At 73.0% G+C, this 17,933-nt stretch carries 13 protein-coding genes; 4 read left to right on the top strand and 9 right to left on the bottom strand.

The annotated features are described in order from the left end of the window. Positions 1–18 precede the first annotated feature (18 nt). Entirely contained in the window at positions 19–741 is a 723-nt protein-coding gene (locus ACGF3A_RS10855; RefSeq protein ID WP_393728080.1) for an ABC transporter permease subunit, read from the top strand. Between the two features lie 52 nt (positions 742–793). On the opposite strand, the gene ACGF3A_RS10860 is transcribed toward ACGF3A_RS10855, so the two are convergent. The 3 genes from ACGF3A_RS10860 to ACGF3A_RS10870 all read right to left on the bottom strand — a co-directional run bounded on the left by ACGF3A_RS10860 (position 794) and on the right by ACGF3A_RS10870 (position 3,924). Continuing rightward, entirely contained in the window at positions 794–2,122 is a 1,329-nt protein-coding gene (locus ACGF3A_RS10860) for a CynX/NimT family MFS transporter (protein WP_393728081.1), read from the bottom strand. Between the two features lie 18 nt (positions 2,123–2,140). Next, entirely contained in the window at positions 2,141–2,854 is a 714-nt protein-coding gene (locus tag ACGF3A_RS10865; RefSeq protein WP_393729086.1) for a FadR/GntR family transcriptional regulator, read from the bottom strand. 122 nt (positions 2,855–2,976) lie between these two features. Next, complete coding sequence (locus ACGF3A_RS10870; RefSeq protein ID WP_393728083.1) at positions 2,977–3,924, bottom strand: NAD-dependent epimerase/dehydratase family protein; 948 nt, start codon at positions 3,922–3,924, stop codon at positions 2,977–2,979. A 283-nt stretch (positions 3,925–4,207) separates the two neighbouring features. Here ACGF3A_RS10870 and ACGF3A_RS10875 point away from each other — a divergent pair, with 283 nt between their 5' ends. After that, positions 4,208–7,108, top strand: a complete 2,901-nt coding sequence (locus ACGF3A_RS10875; protein WP_393728085.1) for an LPXTG cell wall anchor domain-containing protein — start codon at positions 4,208–4,210, stop codon at positions 7,106–7,108. Here the strand turns inward: ACGF3A_RS10875 and ACGF3A_RS10880 are convergent. After that, positions 7,065–9,149 (bottom strand): TIGR03086 family metal-binding protein, encoded by a 2,085-nt coding sequence (locus ACGF3A_RS10880; RefSeq protein WP_393728087.1) that lies wholly within the window; start codon positions 9,147–9,149, stop codon positions 7,065–7,067. The two genes, ACGF3A_RS10875 and ACGF3A_RS10880, sit on opposite strands and share 44 nt — an antisense overlap. Positions 9,150–9,257: 108 nt before the next feature. Here ACGF3A_RS10880 and ACGF3A_RS10885 point away from each other — a divergent pair, with 108 nt between their 5' ends. Continuing rightward, positions 9,258–10,367 (top strand): helix-turn-helix transcriptional regulator, encoded by a 1,110-nt coding sequence (locus ACGF3A_RS10885; protein WP_393728089.1) that lies wholly within the window; start codon positions 9,258–9,260, stop codon positions 10,365–10,367. Here ACGF3A_RS10885 and ACGF3A_RS10890 read toward each other — a convergent pair. Beyond that, positions 10,286–11,893 (bottom strand): MFS transporter, encoded by a 1,608-nt coding sequence (locus ACGF3A_RS10890; protein ID WP_393728091.1) that lies wholly within the window; start codon positions 11,891–11,893, stop codon positions 10,286–10,288. The two genes, ACGF3A_RS10885 and ACGF3A_RS10890, sit on opposite strands and share 82 nt — an antisense overlap. 86 nt (positions 11,894–11,979) lie before the next feature. On the opposite strand from ACGF3A_RS10890, the gene ACGF3A_RS10895 reads away from it, so the two are divergent. Continuing rightward, positions 11,980–13,008, top strand: coding sequence for an Lrp/AsnC family transcriptional regulator (locus ACGF3A_RS10895; protein ID WP_393728093.1), 1,029 nt, complete (start codon positions 11,980–11,982; stop codon positions 13,006–13,008). A 21-nt stretch (positions 13,009–13,029) separates the two neighbouring features. Here the strand turns inward: ACGF3A_RS10895 and ACGF3A_RS10900 are convergent, their stop codons facing one another. From ACGF3A_RS10900 to efeB, 4 genes are all read right to left on the bottom strand, one after another. Next, a complete protein-coding gene (locus ACGF3A_RS10900; RefSeq protein WP_393728095.1) occupies positions 13,030–13,854 on the bottom strand; it encodes an HAD family hydrolase in 825 nt (274 codons plus the stop codon). Continuing rightward, a complete protein-coding gene (gene serS, locus ACGF3A_RS10905) occupies positions 13,851–15,128 on the bottom strand; it encodes a serine--tRNA ligase (RefSeq protein ID WP_393728097.1) in 1,278 nt (425 codons plus the stop codon). Before serS ends, ACGF3A_RS10900 begins: the two co-directional genes overlap by 4 nt. Positions 15,129–15,625: 497 nt before the next feature. After that, complete coding sequence (gene pheA / locus ACGF3A_RS10910) at positions 15,626–16,555, bottom strand: prephenate dehydratase (protein WP_393728098.1); 930 nt, start codon at positions 16,553–16,555, stop codon at positions 15,626–15,628. An 86-nt stretch (positions 16,556–16,641) separates the two neighbouring features. Beyond that, positions 16,642–17,931, bottom strand: a complete 1,290-nt coding sequence (gene efeB, locus ACGF3A_RS10915) for an iron uptake transporter deferrochelatase/peroxidase subunit (RefSeq protein ID WP_393728100.1) — start codon at positions 17,929–17,931, stop codon at positions 16,642–16,644. Between the last annotated feature and the right edge of the window lie 2 nt (positions 17,932–17,933).

A 17,933-nucleotide genomic window follows, 5' to 3' on the forward strand; every position in this document is an offset into this window, starting at 1 on the left:
GAAGGGAGCCTCATTCCGATGTTCAATCCCACAGTCGCCCGGCTCACCTACCGGGCCCTCCTCGGCCGCCGCCGCGCGCTGATCCTGTGCGCGCTGCCCGTGCTGCTCCTGGTCGTGGCGGCCGCCGTGCGCGCCATGGTCGGCGCGGACGACGAGGTCACCACGCAGCTCCTGGGCGGCTTCGCCCTGGCGACGATGGTCCCCCTGGTCGGCGTCATCGCCGGTACGGGCGCGATCGGGCCGGAGATCGACGACGGCTCGGTGGTCTATCTGCTGTCCAAGCCGGTCAAGCGGCCCAGCATCATCGTCACCAAGCTCGTCGTCGCCACCGGGGTGACGGCCGTCTTCACGGCCGTACCGGTGCTCGTCGCGGGCTTCATCCTCAACGGCAACAGCCAGCAGATCGCGGTGGCCTACGCGCTCGCCGCCGCCGTGGCCTCCGTCGCGTACAGCGCGCTGTTCCTGCTGCTCGGCACGGTTAGCAGGCACGCGGTCGTCATCGGCCTGATCTACTCGCTCATCTGGGAGGCCCTCTTCGGCAGCCTGGTGGAGGGCGCGAAGACCCTCAGCGTGCAGCAGTGGGCGCTCGCGCTGGGCGAGAAGGTCGCGGGCGACGGCGCCGACATCACCTCATCGGTGGGGCTGCCCGTCGCCCTGGTGCTGCTCGTCGTCGTCACCGTGGGCGGTACGTGGCTGGCGGGCCAGAAGCTGCGCACCCTCACGCTCGCTGGGGAGGAGTGAGTCCCCGGTACGGACGAAGGGTTCACCGTACGGTCCGTCCGTACCGCCGAATTCACCGTACGGCGCCGGGCGCACCGCCGATCTTCCGGTCGCGTCCGGCGCCCAGGCCCAGCAGGACCAGGCCCGCGCACACGCACAGCAGCAGCACGATCGGCGCGGTCCAGCCGCCCGTCGCCTGGTGCACCGCGCCCAGCGCCAACGGGCCGACGGCGGCCAGCAGATAGCCCCAGGTCTGCGCCATGCCGGAGAGCCGGGCCGCCGTGTGCGCGTCCCCGGAGCGCAGCACCATCATCGTCAGGGCCAGACCGAGCGCGCCGCCCTGGCCGACGCCCAGCAGCGCCGCCCACACCCACGCCCCGGCCACGGGGGCGACGAGCAGACCGGCGATCCCCGCGGCCATCAGCACCGCGACGGCCGCGGCGAGCGTCCGCTGCCCGCGCATCCGTCCCGCGAGGGTCGGCACCACGAACGAACCGGCCATCTGGACAAGGGTGCTGAACGCGAAGACCAGACCGGCCGTGGCCCTGCTCATGCCGTTGTCGGTGAAGACGGTCGGCATCCAGGCGATGGTCACGTACGCGATGAGGGACTGCGAGCCCATGAACAGCGTGACCTGCCAGGCGAGCCCCGACCTCATGAGAGGGATGTCGTCCGCAGCGCCGTCCGTGCGGTGCGCCGGTACGGCGGCCGACTCCCCGTGGTGGGTGCCGCGCCGGGCCAGCACGGCCTGGGGCAGCCAGACGAGGGCGGCGAGGGCGGCGAGCAGTGCCCAGGAGACGAGCGAACCGCGCCAGCCGCCCAGGGCGTGCTCCAGCGGCACCGCCGCGGCGGCCGAGACGGTCGCGCCGAGGATCATCGCCGTCGAGTAGAGCGCCGTCATACCGGCGGCCTTCTCCGGGAAGTCCCGCTTGATCAGGCCCGGCATCAGCACGTTGAGCAGCGCGATGCCCGTACCGACCACGGCGCACCCGGCGAAGAGCGTGACCACCGGCGGCGCGACCCGCAGGGCTATGCCGCCCGCGAGGAGCACGAGGGCGCCGAAGAGCACCGTCTCGGTGCCCCAGCGCCGCGCCAGCCGGGGCGCCACGGGCGAGGCGAGGCCCATGAAAACGAGCGGAATGGTCGTCACCAGGCTGCTGGTGGTCGAGGTCATCCCGAAGTCGTCACTGATGTCTCCCAGGACGGGGGAGACCCCGGCGAGCGCGGCCCGCATGTTGAGCGAGGCCAGCACGATGCCGACGAGCAGGAGCAGCGGATGCGCGCGCAGCCGGGCGCGCGCGGTCGCGACGGGCGGCGCGGGCGCCAGGTCCTCCTCGGCGTCGATCAGTTCGGCCTCTGCGAGCTCTTGAGAGGTGCGCCCTTCGGTGCGGTGTGACGGCATACGGGGTGGTGCTCTCTTTCAGTTGTCGTGCGTCAGCAGGGCGTCGACGGCCTGCTTGGGCCTGGCGAGCAGCTCCCTGGCCGCCCGTTCCGCCGCGTCCGGGTCGCCGCTCGCGATGGTGTCCACCAGCGCGTGGTGGTCGTCGGCGTGGATGCGCGGCATCTGCGTGTCGTGCAGCGAGGTGACGAGCGCCTCGCGCACGGAGGTGCTGAACCAGCCGTACGTGGCGCTCAGCGCGGTGTTGTGCGCGGCGTCCACGACGGCGATGTGGAACTCGATGTCGTGCTCCGCGTACAGCTCCAGCTGGCCGAGCGAGGGGAAGCCCTCCTCGTCCTTGAAGGCGGCCTGTGCGGCGAGCGCGGCCCGCATCCGGTCCAGGTCCCCGGCGGTGTGCCGCAGGGCCGCGAGACGGGCGCCCTCGGCCTCCAGCGCGATGCGCAGCTCCAGCACGTCGCGCACGTCCGCGAGCCGCACGCCGCGCATCACCTCGCCGGGGTCGGTGTGGGACACCACGAAGGTGCCCTCGCCCTGGCGGGAGCGGAGCATGCCGGAGTGCACGAGGACGCGGACGGCCTCACGGACCGTGTTCCGTCCGACCTGGAGCTGCTCGGCCAGCGCGTGCTCGGTGGGGATGCGCTCGCCGACGGGCCATTCGCCCGCCGTGAGCTGCGCGCGCAGCTCGGTGACCACGGTGTCGACCAGGGACTGCCGTCCCGCCGCCTGGAGGGCCATGCGCGCTTCTCCCACATGATGAGTGTCTGGGTCTGGATTCGCCCGGTTGCCCAGTCATCCTACAACCCCGCGACCCCCATCCCGCGACCCCCATCCCGCGACCCCATCCCGCAACCGGAGGCTCAGCCCTGTTCGCGGTACCAGGCCACCGTCCTGGACAGCCCCTCCTCCAGCGGCGTCGGGCCGGTCCCGAAGCGCCGCTCGAAGGCGGAGGAGTCCATCACCTGGGGCTCGGTGTGCTGGTAGAACAGCTCGGCGTAGGAGTCCATGAACACCGCGTCGAACGGTCCCCAGGGCCGCGCCTCCGTCATTACCTCCACCTTCAGCGGGCCGCCGGTGGCCCCGGCTATCAGCGCGTGCACCTCGCGCGTCGTACGGGCCGGGGCCGTGGGCAGGTGCCACACCCGGCCGTCCGTCTCCGGGGTCTCGCCCAGCAGGGCCAGCCCCAGGGCGACGTCCCCGATGTACGTGTAGCTGTGCGGCAGGTCCAGGTCGCCGAAGCCCAGGACCGTGCCCCCGGACAGCGCGCCGGGGAAGACGGCGCCGCCGAGCGAGGAGTTGAGGACGCCGGGGCCGTAGAAGTCGGCCGAGCGGCCGAGGCTCACGCGCACCCGGCCCGAACGGTGCGCCTCCAGATAGCGCTCGTCCAGGTCGGCCCGCATCCGCCCCTTGCGCGTGGTCGCGTTCCAGGGCGTGTCCTCGGTCATGACGGCCCCGCCGGTCGGCCCGTACGGGTAGAGCGTGTCCAGCACCACCAGCCGCGCCCCGGCCGCCTCGGCGCCCTCCAGCACGGCCCGCTGGATGCCGGGCATGGCCTCGGTCTGGAGGTGATAGGCGACGTTCACGCAGTGGTACGCGACGGCCGCGCCGTCGAGGGCCTCGCGCGCGGCGGCGGGGTCGGACAGGTCGGCGGTGACGTGCTCGGCGCCCGGCACGACGGGGCCGCCGCCCGTGCCCCGGTCGACCGTACGGACCGCGTGGCCGCGCGCGACGAGCGTGGCGGCGAGGGTCCGTCCGGCGGGGCCGGATCCCAGGACGGCGTGGATCTGCTGGGGGTTCTGCTGGGGCATGACGCACTTCCCTTCGGCGCGGTGACGGCCCGTTGGCCGCCCTCGGGATGAGAGTACATCGCGAGAGTTATAAGGTCTAACATTCGCGAGGGGGGGTGACTGGAAGCGGCTGGGAAGTGTGGCGGACGGGCCTCACGGAAGGGCCTCACGGACGGGCCACTCCGGTCCGTAGATCTGAACAGGTGAAAAACGGCGGGCACGCCCGCCCGTGACCCTCCGTGGCGAGCGGCCGGGCGCAGCGTGGGAGGTCCGAGAACGACTGGCCCTGGCACCGGAGAGAGCCGTGCGCGCAGGAAGACCCCGGATCGACCGCCGTCTCGCCATGCTCGCGCTGGCGCTGGTCACAGCGCTGGTGGCGCTCGTGCTGCTCCCGTACGCCCCGGCGCGCGCCGACGCGCGCATGAGCGTGCGGCTCGACCCCGCCACCAGCCCGGTCCCCGCCGGGGACAACGTCACGTACAACGGGCTCATCGAGTGCTCGATCCCGGGCGACTGCCAGAACGTCACCGTGACGTTCACCCCGCCGCCGGGCCACTCCGGCAAGGGCACGGTCTCCCAGCCGTATCCGCCCGGCGTCACCGACGTCACGGCGGACGACGACGGCACGGTCACCGTCACCTACGACAGGATCCCCAGCGGCCAGAGCTCCCAGCTCACCGTGAGCTGGCCGACGGAGGACTACTGGACGCCCCCCGGCGACCAGCGCGCCGGGATGAGCGCCCGCGCGTCCAACGGCGACGGCACGCCCAGCACGGACGACGCCACCGTGCGCGTGACCGCCGAGCCCAATCCGGCCGTCAAGAAGGAGGGCCCGAGCGCGGCCCGCCCCGGCGACACGCTCACCTACAAGCTCACCGCGACCAACGACCCCCGCGACTCCAACCGTCCGCGCGGCAACCTCGCGCTGGAGAACGCGGTGATGACCGACGTCCTCCCGGAAGGCGTCGAACTGGTCGACGCGTCACCCTCGGGCTACCAGTACGATCCGGCGACCCGTACGGTCACCTGGCCCGTCGACACCGAACCCGACCGCGCGGGCGACCAGTTGGCACAGGTGACGACGTATCCGTACGGGGTGGTGCACGAGATCACCGTGCGGGTGAAGGACGACGTCCAGGACGGCGCCCAGCTGACCGACGAGGCGTCCGTCAGCGGCGATCCGTACGGGCCGGACAGTACCAAGGTCACCGAGTCCGACAGCCTGACCACCACCATCGGCACCAGCGGCCAGGTCTCCGGCACGCTCGACAAGTCCGCCGACACCCCGCTCGCGGGCGACGGCCAGCGCATGTCGTACGTGATGCGGTTCGGCAACACGGGCACCGTCGCGGCCGACGCGCGGCTGCGCGACGAGATCCCGCGCGGGTTCGACGCCGAATCGCTGCGCCTGTCGCGTACGGACGGCTCGAACTATCCGGGCGACTGGAGCGTCGTCGTCACCCGCGCCGACGGGAGCACCGAAACGCTCACCCCCAGCAACGGACAGGTGGACCTGCGCGACGCGGGCGACGTGACGGCCGTACGGATCGACGTCCCGGGGCTCGCGGCGGGCACCCGGCTCATCGCCCAGATCAGCGGCCGGGCCGACGCGGACGAGGTGCCGGGCGGCAGCGGCACCGTACGCAACTGCGCCCGGCTGAACCTGGAGGAGACCGGCGGCGGCGCCACCGACGAGCAGGAATCCTGCGCCTCTTTTGAGATCCGGCCCGAGGTCGCGCAGCCGGAGGTCTCCAAGCGCACCGACCCGACCCCGGTCGGGCCCGGCGGCACGCACACCTGGAGCGTGACGGTCCGCAACGACCGCTACCGCAGCGAATCCTCGCCCCTGCGCCCGCGCGTCGTGGACGTCGTCCCCCGTCAGCTCACCTACGTGCGCGGCTCCTGGAAGCTCGCCGACGGGCAGCCCGCCTACTGCCCCGGCGGCGACGACTTCACCGAGACGGTCACACCCGCCGCCGACGGCCGTACCCGTGTCGAACTGGTCGCCAGGCCCGGCGCGGAGATCCCCGCGGACGACTCCTCCTGCGTCTACGAGTTCCGCACCACCGTCAAGCCCGGCGTCGCCAGCGGCACCTACGACGGCTCGCCGGCCGACGACGACTACGCGGGCAACAGGGTCGGCCTGTGGGACGCTCAGCGGCCCGTCAGCACCCGGCAGACCGACGAGCACGACATCGACGGCGACGGCGACACGACCGAGAACGTGGCCGAGGGGAGCGACGACTTCGCCATCGCCCAGTCCGCCGCCTTGTTCGTCTCCAAAGAGGTCAAGGGCGACCAGGACGACGCCTACAAGGGATCGGCGGAAGTGCCCGGCAAGGAGGACCAGGTAGGACGGTCCACGGCGGGCGGCAGCGTCTCCTACCGCACCGTCCTCGGCAACCTGGGCAACACCGACCTGACCCATGTCGTCGCCTACGACCTGCTGCCCGTGCCCGGCAACCACGGCGTCACCAGCGGCCGGTACAACGACTACGCCGGGAACGAATGGCGGCCCGTACTGACCGGTCCGATCGATACGGGCGGCTCCCCCGTCACGCTGACCTATTCGACGAAGGCGGACCCCTGCCGCCCCGAAATGGACAACACCCAGGCGAAGACGGCCCCCTTCTACTGCGGCGGCCAGCAGGACACCTCCTGGAAGCCCGCCTCAGCGGTCACCGACTGGAGCGAGATCCGCTCCGTACGGTTCGACTTCGACGGCCATGTCTTCACCCCGGGCGAGCGCTACACGCTCACCTGGTCGATGAAGGTCCCCGAACGCGCCCCCGACGGCGGCCCGTTCCAGGGCGACGAGCGCACCTGGAACAAGATCGCCGCAGACGGCGACCGCCGTCACTCGGACGGCACGACGACCGAACTGCTGGCCACCGAGGCGCCCTGGGTCGTCGACGAGGTCGGCGCGACCCCGTCCCCGACCCCGTCGCCGACCCCGACGGACACGCCGACGCCCACGGACTCCCCGACCCCCACCCCGTCCCCCACGGACACGCCGAAGCCCACTCCGACGCCCACGGCGGGCCCCTCGGAAGGGCCGCACAAGCCCCCGTCGCAGCTCCCCAAGACCGGCGGCGGATTCGGCTTCTGGCCGCTCCTGGCCGCCCTCGGGGCGCTGCTCGCCCTCTCGGCCGGGGTCTTCCTCAGGGCCTACCGCCATCGCTCGGGAGCCCGGGGCCGGGGGTGAAGCGGAACATGTCCGACGGGTCGAGGGACTCCTTGAGGGCACGCAGCCGGGCCAGGTCCTCCGGCTCGTAGGCGGCGCGTACGGTCTCCGCGTCGTGCTGCCCGTACAGGAAGTTCAGCCGCCGTCCCACGGTGCCCGGGCCCACCGCTTCCAGCGCCTGGGCGTGCAGCCCGCGCACCGTGTCCTCGCCCGTCCCGTCCAGCGGGGAGAGGACGCCGACCAGATAGGCGGCGCCCCGGTGCCCCACCGTGTCCGGCACCTCCGGCTCGCGGGCCAGGGCGCCGCCCATGTGACGGATGCCCACCACGCACATCACGGGCGCCTCCGGGCCCGTCCGCTTCAGCAGGGACCGCACCTCGGCCGGGCCGATCCCGCCCTCCCCCACCAGCGCGTTGACGCCGCGGTACGCGTGGGGCGCGCCCGGCTCGCTGAAGACCGAGGAGGACTCCGTGTACGGCATCTCCCGCACCGTGTCCACCAGTACGGGCCCCGTCTCGCGCAGCGGCGCGATCAGCCGTTCGCCCTCCTCCGGCGTACCGGTGAACGCGAAGTGCAGCTGGGCCAGATAGCGCCCGCGCAGCGCGTCCGGGGCGCCCGGCACGTCCGGCATCGGGAGCAGAGAGACGGCCGACGCCATCTCCTCCGGAACCGTCTCCGTCCACTCCCGCCAGGCGTTCACCACGTCCTCGGCCGCTCCCGTACCGCCGGAGCCCGTGTCCGCGCCCGCACCCGCAGCCGCACCCGCGCCCCCGCCGTCGAAGACGAGCATGCCGCCGTAGATCCGCTCCACGGGCACCAGCTCCAGCTCCAGCCCCGTCACGACGCCCAGGTGCGCGGCGCCGCCGCGCAGCCCCCGGAACAGCTCCGGGTCGCTCTCCGCCGTGACCGTCCGCAGCCGCCCGTCGGCCGTCACCACGTCCACGCGGCGCACCTGGTCCGTCGCGTAGCCGAAGCGCCGCCCCAGGATGCCGACACCGCCCCCGAGGGCGTACGAGACGACCCCCACGCCGGGGAACGAGCCGTTGACCGGCGCCAGGCCGTGCCGTGCCGCCTCCGCCACCAGGTCGCCCGCGCGCACGCCCGCCTCGACCCATACGGTGCGCGCGTCGGGGTCCACCCGGATGCCCGTCATCCGCCGCGTGCTGACCAGCACGCCGTCCCGCGCGGCGCGCGACAGCCCGTGCCCCGTCGCCTGCACGGCCACCGGGAGGCCGCGCTCCCGGGCGTACGCCACGGCCTCCTGGACGTCCTGAGCCGTCTCGGCGACGACCAGGCGGTCGGGGCGGTGCGCGTCGCCCGCCTGGAAGCCCTTGCGCTCCTCGTCGTACCCCTCGTCGACCGCCGTGAGGACCGGGCCGCGCGCCGGGCGCCACTCCGGGTCGCGGCCCATCCAGGCGGCCAGTCGCGTGTGCGCGTCCGCGCCCTCCGGGGCCTCGCGCACCTCCCCGAACGGCACGGGGCCGCCCCGGGCCTCGCGGGGCACCATCGCGGCCAGCTCCAGCGCGAACGCGCCCAGTTCGGCGTTCACGCCGTCCGTCTCGTCCAGTTCGCCGTCCAGGTCCAGGGCGCGCGCCAGGTCCCAGGTGTGCGTGACGACCTCCATCGTCCAGCCGCCCAGCGCGGCACCGCCCGGTGCCGTTCCCCACGGCACCCCGACGGTCTCCGCCAGCTTCGCGTCGTCCGCCCACGCGGCGCGGATCCGCTCCCTCGCCTCCTCGAACGCGCGTGCCCAGTCGTCGTCCCGGACGTCCTCGGCCCACGGGGGCGCGTCCGCGTACGAGCCGCCCTCGCCGACGTGCGCGATCCGGCGTGCCACGCCGACCATGTGCCCCACCAGGGCCCGCACGTCGAACTCCGCGCACGGTGTCGGCCCTCCGAGCTGCTCGGGCCGCACCCGCGCGACCAGCGCCCCGAACCGCTCCGTCGCCCGCGCCAGCCGGAGGCGCGGATCCTGCTGGTCCTGCTGGTCCCGCCGGTCCTGCTGGTCCCACCGACCCTGCTCGTCCGTCGCCCGGCCCGTCCCCGCGGATGTCTCGTTCACGCTCTCTCACTCCCTCGGTCCGTCCGGACCGACCACGGCCCGGACAGAACGAAGTCTCACTGGATAACTGGACACCGGCCGTCAAGTTTTCGCGGCACCCTGGAGAGCGTGAAATCCGACCGTCTCCTGTCGATCCTGCTGCTCCTCCAGACCCGGGGCCGCGTCTCCGCCGCCGAACTGGCCGAGCGCCTGGAAGTGTCCGCGCGGACCATCTACCGCGACGTCGAGGCCCTCTCGACCTCCGGCGTGCCCGTCTACGCCGAGCGCGGCCGGAACGGCGGCATCTCCCTCCTCCCCGGCTTCCGTACGGACGTCACCGGGCTGACCACCGACGAGGCGCGCGCCCTGTTCGTCCTGGCCGCCGAGGGCGCCCATACGGCGCTCGGCCTGGAGGGCGCGCTCGGCTCGGCCCTGCGCAAGGTGATGGCGGCCCTGCCCGCACCCCACCGGCCCGCCGCCGAGCTCACCAGCCGCCGCATCCTCGTGGACCCGGGCGCCTGGCGCTCCGGAGGGAAGCGCGCCGTCGACCTGGAGGTGCTGCACACCGGCGTCTTCGCCGACCGCAGACTGCGCATCCGCTACCGGCACGGAGGGACGACCGAGCACCGGACGTACACGGTCGATCCGTACGGTCTCGTCAACAAGGCCGACACCTGGTACCTGGTCGCCGACCGGCGCGGGAAGCCCTATCCGTTCCGCGCGGACCGCGTCGCCGCCGCGACGGTCACGGACACGCCCGTACGGCGCCGCGAGGGCGTCGAACTGGCCGGGGTGTGGGAGGAACTGCGCCGCTGGGTCGAGGAGTGGCCCGACCCGGTGTATGTGACCGCGCGGGTGCGGCGCATCCGTCTCGACATGCTCCTGCGGGTCCTCGGCTCCAACGTGACGGATGTGTCCGAGGAGGAGCCGGGCGAGTGGGTCCCCGTCCGGCTGGCCTTCCCCTTGCTCCCCGCCGTCAGCCAGCTCCTCCAGTTCTCCACCTGGGTCGAGGTCCTGGACCCTCCGGAGGCCCGCACCTTGCTGGCCCGCCGGGCCGCCGCCGTCCAGGCCCTCTACGACGGGTCCGGGGGCGGGACCGCGGACGGGGCCGAGGACGGGACCGGGGACGGCACTCACAACGCCTCCTACGACGCCTCCTACGACGTCACCCCGGCCCCGACGGACCCGGCGGCCCCCGTGGACCCGGCGGAGGCTCCCGGAGCCGCAGAGGCGCCCTGAGGCCCCTCGGAGGGGGTGCCGGTGCCGGTACCGGCGTCGGTGGCGGAGGGCCGCGGCCCGTGGTCCCCGCCGGGTGCCCGCTCCCGTACGACCAGCAGCACCACCAGGCCCACCAGCAGCGCCGTCACCCCGCTGATCACGAAGATCCGGTCGAGCCCCGAGGTGAACGCCTCGCGCACCTGGTCCATCGGCACGCCCGACGCCCGCGCCCGGCCGCTGCCGACCGCGTCGGCCGCCGCCTCCGGCACCCCGTGCGCGCCCAGCGAGTCCTTCACCCGCGAGGCGAAGACCGTGCCCAGCACGGCGATGCCCAGCGCGTACCCGAGCTGCCGGAAGGTGTTGACCGCGCCGCTGGCCATCCCGGCGCGCTCCGGGGGAGCGGCGCCCAGCGCGGCCGACACCATCACCGTCATCGCCAGGCCGACGCCGCACCCGGTGATCACACAGCCCGGCAGCAGCGCCGTCCAGGACGAGCCGGGGCCGACCAGCGTCATCGTCAGCACCCCGGCGCCGATCACCATCACGCCCACGCCCAGCGGCAGATGGGGCCGCATCCGCAGGAAGTACCGGCCGCCCAGCCCCGACACCAGGAACGAGGCGGCGGCCATCGGCAGCATCGCCGTACCGGCCGCCAGCGGGCTCATGCCCAGCACCGACTGCGCCCACAGGGAGCTGTAGACGAAGTGCGCGAACGCCGCCGCCTGGACCAGCAGCGCGGCGCCCATCAGCACCGCGAACGACGGACGCCGCAGCAGCCCGAGGTCCAGCAGCGGCGACGGGCGGTTCCGCTCGGCCAGCACGAAGGCGACGGCCGCGACCGCGGCGGCCGTCAGCGCCGCCACGGCGCGCGTGTCCGTCCAGCCCGCCTCGCCGCCGCGCACCAGCCCGTACGTCAGCGCGCCCGAGGCCACGGTGAACAGCACAGCGCCCGGCCAGTCGATCCGCGCCCGCCCCGAGGACGGCGCGGGCGCCTTGGACTCCGGGACCGTGCGCAGCGTGATCCACAGGGCGACGGCGCACAGCGGCAGGTTGACGAAGAAGATCGCGCGCCAGCTCACGTACTCGGTCAGCAGCCCGCCCAGGGCCAGTCCGAAGCCGGTCGCCGCGCCGATCACCGCGCCCCACACGCCGAACGCGACCCCGCGGTCCCTGCCCTGGTAAGTCGACGTGATCAGCGGCGCGTTGGCCGCGAACACCGCCGCGGCGCCTATCCCCTGCACGGCCCGCGCGGCGATCAGGGAGCTCTCGCCGGGCGCCAGACCGCAGGCGAGCGAGGAGAGTGCGAAGATCACCAGCCCCCAGACGAACACCCGCCGCCTGCCGTACAGATCGGCCACCGAGCCCGCCGCCATCAGCAGCGCCGCCAGCGCGACCGCGTAGATGTCGACGACCCACTGGAGCGCGGTGAACGAGGCGTCCAGGGAGCGCGCCATCTCCGGAAGGGCCGTGGTCACGATCGTCACGTCGATCAGCAGCATGAAGCCGCCGAGACATATGGCCGTCAGCGGCCACCACTTGTTCCTCATGCCCGTCAGGCTGCGAGTTGCCTCACCGGATTCCCCAGCCAGCGACAGAAGGGCGGTGTTTTCCGACGCGAGCTAGCCTTGGAGAGATGGGATCCGACACCAGCCGCCGCGAGATGCCCCCGCTCGACGACCTCGACCGGAAGATCGGGCACGCGCTCCAGCTCGACGGCAGGGCGCCCTTCTCGCGCGTCGCCGAGGTGCTGGGCGTCTCCGACCAGACGGTCGCGCGCCGCTGGGCCAAGCTCCGCTCCAGCGGCACGATGCGGGTGCTGGGCCTGGCGGAGCCCGAGGTGCTGGGCGAGACCGTCTGGTGCATGCGCGTCCAGACCACCCCCGACGCCGCCGTGCCCCTCGCCCAGGCGATGGCGCGCAGGACCGACACGTCCTGGGTCGCCCTTCTGGCGGGCGGCACGGAGGTCACCGCGGTCGTCCGCTCGGGCGTGCGCCCCCTGCCGGAGGGTCGGCCCTACAGCGACCTGGAAGCCGACAACGTGCTGCTGAGCCAGCTGCCCCGTACGCCCGGCGTCCTGGGCGTGACGGCGCACCTGCAGCTCCGCTCGTACTTCGGCGGCGCCCAGGGGCTCGTCCTCAAGACCGGCATGCTCACCCCCGAGCAGGTGGCCGCGCTCTCGCCGCCCGCGCCCGTACGCCCCGCGGAGCCCGTCGAGCTCGCCCCCGACGACCACAGGATGCTCGAAGTCCTCGCCAGGGACGGCCGCGCCTCCTACGCCGAGATCGCCGACGCCGCCGGATGGTCGCTCACCACGGCCCGCCGTCGCCTCGCCGAACTGCGCGGGACCGGCGCGCTCTACTTCGACGTGGACTACGGCCACAACCTGTTCGGCCTGCGCGTCCGCGCCTCCCTCTGGCTCTCCGTCCCGCCCGCCGAACTGGAGGCCGCGGGCAAGGCGGTGGCCGAGCACCCGGAGGTCGGCTTCGCCTGCGCGATGACGGGCCCCTCGAACCTCTTCCTCGCCGTCGTCGTGCGGGACACGGCCGCGCTCTACACGTATCTGACGGGCCCCATCGCCGAACTGCCCTCCGTACGGCAGGTGGAGACGTATCCGATGATCCGCTCCATCAAGGGCCCGGGGCCTTTTCTGCCGCCTGTGTAGAACGGCCGCTCGTACGCGTCTCTACGCGCGCGACTGGTCGTTGAGCAGTCGCTCAAGCACCAGGGCGATGCCGTCGGCCTCGTTCGACCCTGTCACCTCGTCGGCCACCGAGAGCAGCTCGGGATGCGCGTTCTCCATCGCGATGCCGCGCTCGGCCCAGGCGAACATGGGGACGTCGTTCGGCATGTCCCCGAACGCGACCGTCTCCGACGCGTGCACGCCCAGACGGCGTGCCGCCAGCGACAGCCCCCTGGCCTTGTTCAGCCCCAGCGGCAGCAGCTCGATGATCCCGGGACCGGACAGCGTGACGCTCACCAGGTCACCGGCGGCCAGCCGCGCGGCCCGCGCGAGCGCGTCGTCGTCCAGGCCGCCGGGGTGCTGGATGTAGAGCTTGTTGAGCGGCTCGGCCCACAGCGTCGCCGGGTCCTCGAAGGGCAGGCTGGCCAACCCTCCGTTCCCCACGTCGTACCCGGGGCCGACCACCACCTCGCCGTCCACGCCGTCCCGCGAGGCGGCCACGGCCAGCGGGCCGACCTCGGCCTCTATCCGCTCCAGCGCCGAACCGGCGACGCGCCGGTCGAGCGTGACGGACGTCAGCAGGCGCCCCGTGCCCGCGTCGTAGACCTGCGAGCCCTGCCCGCAGACCGCGAGGCCGCGGTAGCCCAGGTCGTCCAGGATGTGCCGCGTCCAGGGCACGGCGCGCCCGGTGACGACGATGTGCGCCGCGCCCCGCTCGCACGCCTCGTCCAGCGCGGCCCGCGTCCGCGCCGAGACGGTGCCGTCGGAGCGCAGCAGGGTGCCGTCGAGATCGGTGGCGACCAGCTTGTAAGGGAACGCGTCGCTCACTTGGTGATCGGCTCCAGCAGCTCGCGACCGCCCAGGTACGGGCGCAGCACCGGCGGCACCCAGACCGAGCCGTCCTCGCGCTGGTGGTTCTCCAGCAGGGCGACGATGGTGCGCGGAACGGCGCACAGCGTCCCGTTCAGCGTCGCCAGCGGCTTCACCTGCTTGCCGTCCCGCATCCGGATCGACAGGCGGCGGGCCTGGAACTCGGTGCAGTCCGAGGTGGAGGTCAGCTCCCGGTACTTGCCCTGGGTGGGGATCCACGCCTCGCAGTCGTACTTCCGCGCGGCGGAGGAGCCCAGGTCGCCGGTGGCCACGTCGATCACCTGGAACGGCAGCTCCAGGCCCGTCAGCCACTCCTTCTCCCACTCCAGGAGCCGCAGGTGCTCGGCCTCGGAGTCCTCCGGCGCGACGTACGAGAACATCTCGACCTTGTCGAACTGGTGGACGCGGAAGATGCCCCGGGTGTCCTTGCCGTACGAACCCGCCTCGCGGCGGAAGCAGGGCGAGAACGCGGCGTACCGCAGCGGCAGCCGCTCGGCGTCGAGGATCTCGTCCATGTGGTACCCGGCGAGGGCGACCTCGGAGGTGCCGACGAGGTAGAAGTCGTCCTTCTCCAGGTGGTAGACGTCCTGGGCCGCCTGGCCGAGGAAGCCGGTGCCCTCCATGGCCTGCGGCTTGACCAGCGCGGGCGTGAGCATGGGCGTGAAGCCCGCCTCGGTGGCCTTCGCGATCGCCGCGTTCACCAGCGCGAGCTCCAGCAGCGCGCCGACGCCCGTCAGGTAGTAGAAGCGCGAGCCGGAGACCTTGGCGCCGCGCTCGACGTCGATGGCGCCGAGCAGCTGGCCCAGCTCCAGGTGGTCCTTCGGCTCGAAGCCCTCGGCCGCGAAGTCGCGCGGGGTGCCCAGGGTCTCGCGGACGGTGAAGTCCTCCTCGCCGCCGACCGGGACCTCGGGGTGGACGAGATTGCCGAGCTGGAGCTGCAGGCGGCGGGTCTCCTCCGCGGCCTCGTCCTGCTCGGCGCCGGCGGCCTTCACGGCGGCGGACAGCTCGCCCGCGCGGCGCAGCAGCTCGGCCTTCTCCTCGCCCTCGGCCTTCGGGATCAGCTTGCCGAGCTGCTTCTGCTCGGAGCGCAGCTCGTCGAAGCGGACGCTGGAGGACCTGCGCCGCTCGTCGGCGGAGAGCACCGCGTCGACAAGGCCGACGTCCTCTCCACGGGCGCGCTGCGAGGCGCGCGCACGGTCGGGGTCCTCACGAAGCAGGCGAAGGTCAATCACGCCGCCAGCCTACCGGTGGCCGGGGCGGGCGCTCGACTTGATATGGCTTTAGTGGCACTTTGTCCGTATTGGGGGTTGTTTATTCCCGGGCCACTTTCGGGGAATTCCCCTGCGGCGCGTTGACGGCACGGTGCTCCGATCTGCGGGCCGCGCGGGGCGAGTTGGGGAGGCGTCATCCACCAACTTATCCACAGCCGGAGAGTTGTCCACGGGGTTGTCCACAGGCTCTTTCCTCTGGCTGTGGAAATTGGACGTGATCGTTCCGCCGTCTGTTCGGCTGGCGCAGAATTCCCGCCCCAAACCCGAAATACACACTCAATCGAGCGGGTTTTGCTCACTCCAAAGCGTTGATCAAGGGAATTGTGGTGACGGGGGTGAGGTGAGGCGCTGTGGACGGAGATGTGGTCTGCATGCCGCTTTGTCGACAGTGTCCGCTTCGCCTGTCGACTAATCCACAGCTCTCCACCCCACCCTGTGGATAACTCGGGGGGCTTTCCTCAGCCCCCCCCGTCCAGGCACCGCGTCAACCAGTCGGCCGCCGCCACGAAGTCGTCGTCCCCCGTGCCCGCGCGCAGCGTCGGCGGCTGCTCGTCCGCGCGCGGATACGAGCCGAGGAACCGCACCTCGCGGCACGCGCGCTTGAGGCCCATCAGGACGTCGCCGACCCGGCGGTCCTGCACATGCCCCTCGCAGTCGACCGAGAAGCAGTAGCGGCCGATGCCCTCGCCGGTCGGCCGCGACTCGATCCGCATCATGTTGACCCCGCGCGCCGCGAACTCCTGGAGCACCTCCAGCAGCGCGCCCGGGTGGTCCCTGCGCAGCCAGAACACCGTCGAGGTCTTGTCCGCGCCCGTCGGCGCCGCCGGGCGCGCGGGGCGGCCCACCAGCACGAACCGCGTCACCGCGTTCTCCGCGTCGTGGATGCCCGTCACCAGCGGCTCCAGCCCGTACGTGGCCGCCGCGAACTCGCCCGCGAACGCCGCGTCGTACCGCCCCTCCTGCACCAGCCGCGCCCCGTCCGCGTTCGAGGCGGCCGACTCCCACAGCGCGTCCGGCAGGTTCGACGCCAGCCACTTGCGCACCTGCGGCTGCGCCACCGGGTGCCCCGTCACCGTCTTGACGTCGCCCAGCGCGGTGCCGGGCCGTACGAGCAGCGCGAAGGCGATCGGCAGCAGCACCTCGCGGTAGATCATCAGCGGCGAGCCGCTCGCCAGCTCGTCGAGGGTCGCGGTCACCCCGCCCTCCACCGAGTTCTCGATCGGGACGAACGCGGCCTGCGCCTCCCCGCTGCGTACGGCGTCGAGCGCGGCGGGCACCGAGACCATGGGCGTCAGCTGGCGGGTGGCGGCCTCGGGCAGGGTGTGCAGGGCTGCTTCGGTGAAGGTCCCTTCGGGACCGAGGTACGTGTAGCGGCTGGCTGGTGACATGCCGCCACGGTAGTCGCGGGCCGGACGGCACGTCGGCGCGATCTCACCCTTCGAGCAGCCGCACGACACCCCCTCGTGGCGGCGGGTCACCCTTCGAGCAGCCGTTGCCCCACGTACTCGCCCTCGCGCGGCCCGCCCGGCACCGCGAACAGGGCGCTCGCCTCGTGCCGCAGGAACGGCGACAGCGCGTCGCCCCTGTCGAGCTTCCGCTGGACGGGGACGAAGCCGCGCAGGGGATCGGCCTGCCAGGCGAGGAAGAGCAGCCCGGCGTCCGGGGCGCCGTCGTCCCGGAAGCCGTCGTGGAAGGAGAACGGGCGGCGCAGCATCGCCGCGTCCCCGTTCGTCTCCGGCGCCGCCACCCGGATGTGCGCGTTCGCGGCGATGGCCAGCTTGCCCTTGGCGCGCTTCTCCAGGTCCGGCTCCGTGTGCTCCTTGCCGCCCGACAGGGGAGCGCCGTCGGACTTGCGGCGCCCGATGACCTCCTCCTGCTCGTCCAGGGAACGCTCGTCCCAGTCGTCGAGGAGCATCCGGATGCGCCGCAGCACGACGTACGAGCCTCCGGCCATCCACTCCGGGGAGCCGTCCTCGGGGACGAACACCTTCTTAAAGAAGTCCTTCTCGGACGGCTTGGGGTTGTTGGTGCCGTCGACCTGGCCCATCAGATTGCGGACCGTCATGGGGTGCGAGGTCGCGCCGGGCGAGCGGTTGAACCCGTTCATCTGCCAGCGGAGCTTCGCCGCCTTCCCCGCCGCGCGCTGGAGGGCCCGCAGGGCGTGGAAGGCGACCAGCGCGTCGTCGGCGCCGACCTGGATCCACAGGTCGCCGTTCGAGCGCTTCTTGTCGAGCGCGTCGGCCGAGAACTCGGGCAGCGGCGCGAGCTCCCTGGGCAGCCCGCCCTTGAGGCCCGTACGACCGAAGAACGTACGGCCGAATCCGAAGGTGACCGTCAGGGACGACGGTCCCGCGTCCAGGGCGATGCCGCTGTCCGCGCCGCCGCCCTGCCCGCCCTGCACCGGCTCGCCCGCCATCATCCGGCGCGCGGCGTCCGACCAGCGGCGCAGCAGCGCGGCCGCCTCCTTGCGGCCCGCGCCCGGCGCCAGGTCGAACGCGACAAGATGGCCGTGCGCCTGCGCGGGCGTGGTGATGCCCGCCTGGTGGACGCCGTGGAAGGGGACCGAGCCGGAGCCGAGCGTGGTGAGCGCGGCGGGAGGTTCCTCGCGCGTGGCCGCGTGCGCGTAGGCGCCGCCCGCGCCGCCGAGCGCGAGCCCGGCGACACCGGCGGCCGAGGCGGTGCCGAGGAGGCGGCGCCGGGAGACACCGGCCTCCAAAGAGGTCTCACTTTTTCCGGGCGTCTTCTCAGGTGTGTGCTGCGTCATGG

It is taken from the genome of Streptomyces sp. NPDC048172 (assembly GCF_043202595.1).
In the GTDB taxonomy this organism is placed as follows: domain Bacteria; phylum Actinomycetota; class Actinomycetes; order Streptomycetales; family Streptomycetaceae; genus Streptomyces.

Coding starts and splice junctions, on each gene's coding strand:
- ACGF3A_RS10855 (WP_393728080.1), top strand. CDS start 19: ATGTTCAATCCCACAGTCGCCCGGCTCACCTACCGGGCCCTCCTCGGC.
- ACGF3A_RS10860 (WP_393728081.1), bottom strand. CDS start 2,122: ATGCCGTCACACCGCACCGAAGGGCGCACCTCTCAAGAGCTCGCAGAG.
- ACGF3A_RS10865 (WP_393729086.1), bottom strand. CDS start 2,854: ATGGCCCTCCAGGCGGCGGGACGGCAGTCCCTGGTCGACACCGTGGTC.
- ACGF3A_RS10870 (WP_393728083.1), bottom strand. CDS start 3,924: ATGCCCCAGCAGAACCCCCAGCAGATCCACGCCGTCCTGGGATCCGGC.
- ACGF3A_RS10890 (WP_393728091.1), bottom strand. CDS start 11,893: ATGAGGAACAAGTGGTGGCCGCTGACGGCCATATGTCTCGGCGGCTTC.
- ACGF3A_RS10895 (WP_393728093.1), top strand. CDS start 11,980: ATGGGATCCGACACCAGCCGCCGCGAGATGCCCCCGCTCGACGACCTC.
- pheA (WP_393728098.1), bottom strand. CDS start 16,555: ATGTCACCAGCCAGCCGCTACACGTACCTCGGTCCCGAAGGGACCTTC.
- efeB (WP_393728100.1), bottom strand. CDS start 17,931: ATGACGCAGCACACACCTGAGAAGACGCCCGGAAAAAGTGAGACCTCT.